Origin of the sequence: Streptomyces sp. 13-12-16 (assembly GCF_002114215.1) — a bacterium.
In the GTDB taxonomy this organism is placed as follows: domain Bacteria; phylum Actinomycetota; class Actinomycetes; order Streptomycetales; family Streptomycetaceae; genus Streptomyces.
Genome location: NZ_NCTE01001105.1, coordinates 1 through 4,293, shown reverse-complemented (window position 1 = coordinate 4,293; position 4,293 = coordinate 1). Strand labels below are relative to the sequence as shown.

The following is a 4,293-nucleotide window of genomic DNA, read 5'->3' as shown; positions in this document are numbered from 1 at the left end:
CGGGCCGGGCCGGGGTGCCGGTCGGGGGGCGGTGTCGCAGGGACCGGTCCGGTGATGGCCCCGGGAGAGCGTTCCGCGGCCGGTACCCCCGCCGCGGCCCCGCTGCCCGGCGCGGGGTTCGCCGAGCACCCCGGCGGCGAGGGAGACCGGCAGTGCGCCGGCCGTCGGCTCAGGCACGGGGAACCGCGGAACCGGTCCGCCGATCCGGCCCCCGGACGCACCGCCTTGGAGTCAGGAGGGCAGGACGAACGGAGGATGGGCGCCGTTGAGGAAGTAGTCCCCGACCTCGCGGAGCCGTTGGGCGACGGGCTCGTACAAGGTGTGGGTCCGGGCATTGCGCCAGAAGCGGTCCAGGCCCAGCCGCGCGGAGTCGGAGCGGGGGCCGATGATGTCGAGGGCGCGGGTGGTGGACTCCCGCGCGGCCCTGGAGGCGGCGGCTTCGGCCATGGCCACGAGGGCGGAGACGCCCGCGTACTCGTCGTAGGTGAGGTCCTCGCCGAGTGCCAGCGCGCCCTGCACGGCTTCCACCGCTTGATCGGCGAGCGCGGACGCGGAGCGGGTGAGGACGGTGAGTTCTCCGTAGGCGGTCAGCACCTGCGGGTCGTGGGGAGTGCCGGCCGACCAGGCGAGGTGCCAGGGTGCCTGGATCGTCCTGCTGTACTCACGGGCTTCGGCGAGCGCTCCCTCGGCCATGCCGAGGAGGAGCTGCACGGAGACGAGATGCCCGACCGGTGATGCCAGGGCGGCCCGGGGCGACAGGAAGTCCTCGTCCGCGGACAGGGAGCCGAGTACGTCGTCGGCGGCCACCGACACGTCGTCGAACTCCACGCTGCCGCCGGCCGCGAGCCGTTGACCGAAGGTGTCGACGTCGCCGTCGATCCGGACGCCGTGACGGGCGGGATCCACCACGACGGCGAGTGGTTCACCCGTCTCCTCCCGTACGGCGCGCACGGCGAGGCGGTCGGCGACCAGGACCCCGGTGGTGTAGCTCTGCCGACCGCCGAGCACCAGGCCGTGGGAGGTCCCGGCCAGCGTCAGGAGAGGCTCCTGGCGGGCGAAACCGCCACCCCAGCACCACTTCTCGGCCGCGGACCGCTCCTCCGTCCGCGCCGCCAGGGCGGGCGCGGCGAAGAACCGGGCGCTCCACGACAGGAAGTAGTGACAGCCGAGCAGTTGTCCGATCGCGCCGTCGGCCGCGGCGACCTCCCGGACGACCGCGTAGGCCGTGGGCCAGTCCGCGCCACCTCCTCCGGACCCGGCCGGCGCCAGGAGCGTCAGCAGTCCCGCCTCGCGCAGCCGGGACACCTCGTCGAACGGGACCTTGCCCGCCTGTTCCCTGGCCACCGTGTCCGTGGCCAGGTCGTCGGCCGCCTCACGGGCCACACGCAGCCAGTGCGCGTGACCGGGCCCGGTCCGGTCGGACGGCGGGGCGGGGTGGGGCGGCGCGGAGGCAAGGCCCATGGAAGTGGTCTCCTCAAACTCGGCCGCGGAGTGCGGCGTCGGGACTCTCCTGCTGGTCGGGCACGTACTTGTAGCCCACGCGCCGCACGGTGACGATCCGGTGCCGGTGGGGCTCGCCCAGCTTGCGGCGCAGGCGGGCGATGTGGACATCCACGGTGCGGCCGTCGCCGATGTGGGCGTGACCCCAGACGGCGGTCACCAGCCGATCGCGCGAATGCACGCGGTGGGGATGGAGGACGAGATGCGCCAGGAGCGCGAACTCCAGGTAGGTGAGGTCGAGTTCGCGTCCGTCGACCTCGGCGGAACGACGTTCGGTGTCGATGCGGACGACGTCGTCTCCCGTCCGCCGGACGGGACTCGGGTACATGGCGGCGACCGGTCGGATCTCGGGCCGTGGCCCGTCCTTGACGAAGAGCTCGGCGGGATCGGTGCCCTCGGGAACGAGCAGGAGATAGCCGACGAGCGGCGCGGACGTGTCTCCCCCGGCGTCGCTCCGTGCGGTGTCGCCCACCAGGCGAAGACGGCGCGCGTCGGAAAGTGGCTGGTCGTCCGGAGTGGTCCGGGCCGGAAGTGCCGTGGTCATGGCGGTTGTCCCTCAGATGTGTGTCGGGTCGTCAGGCGCCTTGAGCGGTTCGCCTGTTCACCCGGGAGACGGGGGAGCGGAGCGGCACGGGCGAGCGTGTGGGCCGTGCCTTACGCGCGACAGCAGGCGGCGCTGGCGACGTGACCGAAGTCGACATGCCGACGACGAACGAGTCGTTGCTGCTTGCGGGACATGCTCATCATGCTGCGCGCCCTCACCGGACACGGTCAACGCTTCCCTAGTAATTCGATAGGAAAAGTGGGGAAGGTCTCACGGCACCCGTGTCGGCGAAGTGGACGACGCCGGCCCGGTGTACGGCGCGTGACGTGGGACCCGCCGGACGGCTGGACGGTCCGCCCGGCGGGGGAAGGGCCCGGCCGCACGGGGCCGTCGAATGCGGAGGACCCGCCGGTGGACATGGGGGCGTCCCCGGCCGTGGGGTTCGTCCGCGGCGGCGGTGACCGCGCGTGCCGCCGGATCCGGCCGGGGCCGGGTGGGCACGGGTCCACCAGGTGAATGTGCGACTTCCCTTCTCCGTACCGCAGTTCGGGGCATCGGCCGCGATGCGCTCCGGCGGTCAGGTGGTACGCGGACCCGTCCCGACAGCGACCGGGACGGTTGTGGAGGGGCGTCGCTCACCGGTCACCACCGGGGGAAGCGGGCCGAGGCGGTGCCCGGCATCCGGGCGCTGCTTGACGAACGGCGGGATGTCCTGCTGAATGGACCGCATGACTGCCCAGCAGCGCTTGATCTCGCGCCACCACATCGACTTCGGTCGAGTGTGGTCCGCCGCGTGTTGCGCCTGACCCGGCAGCGGGCCCTCTGACCGGCCCTTCCCTCCCTCGGTGACCCCGTCGCGGGCCGAGTTCTCCGCACGCGCGCTGCCGCAGCTCCGCCTCTCCTGACGCCCGACACCGTCACATCCGCACCCGCCCACCTGCCCGATGGGCTGTCACCCGTGCCTCCGCGCAAGGCGGTTCCCGTGCCTGCGTGCGGTCGCTTCCGAAAGGCCGTCCCCCATGCCCGTGGAAATTCTCGGCATCGCCGCCACCGACGACGGATCCGAAACCACGCCCCGCTCCGGCACCGCCGTCGACCCGCGGGACCTCACGGCGGTGGGCGAATGAGTTCCGTGGCCCGAGCACCGTACTCGGTGGACCTGACGGTCGTCCACGTCCCGGTTTCCGACCCGCGGGTGAGACCCCCTGCCACGCGAACCGGGCCACGAGCACTCGACGCGCTACGGCAAGGAGGCGCACGCCGAGATCTCCCGCCGACCCGACGAGGAGTTCACCGAACCGTACGGCGGCCCGCTCCTGCTGCTGGAGAGCGGTGATCCCGTCGCGGGCGGAGCCTTCCGCCGTTACGACGCGGCCACCGCCGAGCCGAAGCGGATCCGGACCCACCCCGGCGGCGCACGGCTCCTCGGCGTCGACGTCGCCGCACGCTCCTTTCCGTGCGCGCGCTCCCGCCGGGAGCTCCCCACGTCCGTACCACCTGGATCCGGCCCCGTCCACGCCTGACCGCCACCGACGCACCACCGCAGCCCACCCGGCACTCCTGAAAGGTCCCTCACATGGCCACCGTCCTGTCCGTCTCCGGAAGCCCCTCCGCCACCTCCCGAACCGCCCGGCTGCTGCGCCACCTGGACGACCGGCTCAGGGCCCAGGGACACGAGGTGATCCCGTTCGACATCCGTACGCTCCCGCCCGCCGCCCTGCTGCACGCCGACTTCGCCCACCCGGCGATCGTCGAGGCCACCGCCCTGTTCGAGCGCGCGGACGGAATCGTGATCGGCACCCCCGTCTACAAAGCCGCCTACTCCGGGCTGCTCAAATCGCTGCTGGACCTGCTCCCGCAGTACGCGCTGGCGGGCAAGACCGTCCTCCCGCTGGCCACCGGCGGCACCACCGCCCACGTCCTGGCCATCGACTACGCCCTGCGCCCCGTGCTGAACTCCATGGGACCCGCCCACATCACGCCCGGCTGGTTCACGCTCGACAAGGACATCACCGCGGCCGACGACGGGACGCTCGCCGTCGCGCCGGCCTCCGCCGAGGCCCTGGTCCAGGTCACCGACCAGTTCTCGCTCGCCCTCGGTGGCCGCCCGACCCTGCTGGCGGCCACCGGATGAGCGCCGCGACGGTGCTCGCAGGCGACGCCGATGCCCTCGCCGTCGCCGCCGAACCGGCCGGCGGCTCCCGCAAGGACGCCGCCGGGCGGGACGCGTGCCCGCCGACCGGGTGGTG

The 4,293-nt window shown here is 73.2% G+C and carries 3 protein-coding genes and 1 pseudogene; 2 read left to right on the top strand and 2 right to left on the bottom strand.

Going from position 1 to position 4,293, the window contains the following annotated elements; genetic code table 11:
- Positions 1–231: 231 nt before the first annotated feature.
- Positions 232–1,461 (bottom strand): acyl-CoA dehydrogenase family protein, encoded by a 1,230-nt coding sequence (locus B7767_RS35940; RefSeq protein WP_085575706.1) that lies wholly within the window; start codon positions 1,459–1,461, stop codon positions 232–234.
- A 13-nt stretch (positions 1,462–1,474) separates the two neighbouring features.
- Positions 1,475–2,044 (bottom strand): winged helix-turn-helix domain-containing protein, encoded by a 570-nt coding sequence (locus B7767_RS35935; protein WP_085575705.1) that lies wholly within the window; start codon positions 2,042–2,044, stop codon positions 1,475–1,477.
- A 1,019-nt stretch (positions 2,045–3,063) separates the two neighbouring features.
- On the opposite strand from B7767_RS35935, the pseudogene B7767_RS45195 reads away from it, so the two are divergent.
- Positions 3,064–3,141 (top strand): annotated as a pseudogene (locus tag B7767_RS45195) (alkanesulfonate monooxygenase); the annotation flags it as partial.
- Positions 3,142–3,620: 479 nt separating this feature from the next.
- Positions 3,621–4,178, top strand: a complete 558-nt coding sequence (gene ssuE, locus B7767_RS35925) for an NADPH-dependent FMN reductase (RefSeq protein WP_085575704.1) — start codon at positions 3,621–3,623, stop codon at positions 4,176–4,178.
- The last annotated feature ends 115 nt before the right edge of the window (positions 4,179–4,293 follow it).

Coding starts and splice junctions, on each gene's coding strand:
- B7767_RS35940 (WP_085575706.1), bottom strand. CDS start 1,461: ATGGGCCTTGCCTCCGCGCCGCCCCACCCCGCCCCGCCGTCCGACCGG.
- B7767_RS35935 (WP_085575705.1), bottom strand. CDS start 2,044: ATGACCACGGCACTTCCGGCCCGGACCACTCCGGACGACCAGCCACTT.
- ssuE (WP_085575704.1), top strand. CDS start 3,621: ATGGCCACCGTCCTGTCCGTCTCCGGAAGCCCCTCCGCCACCTCCCGA.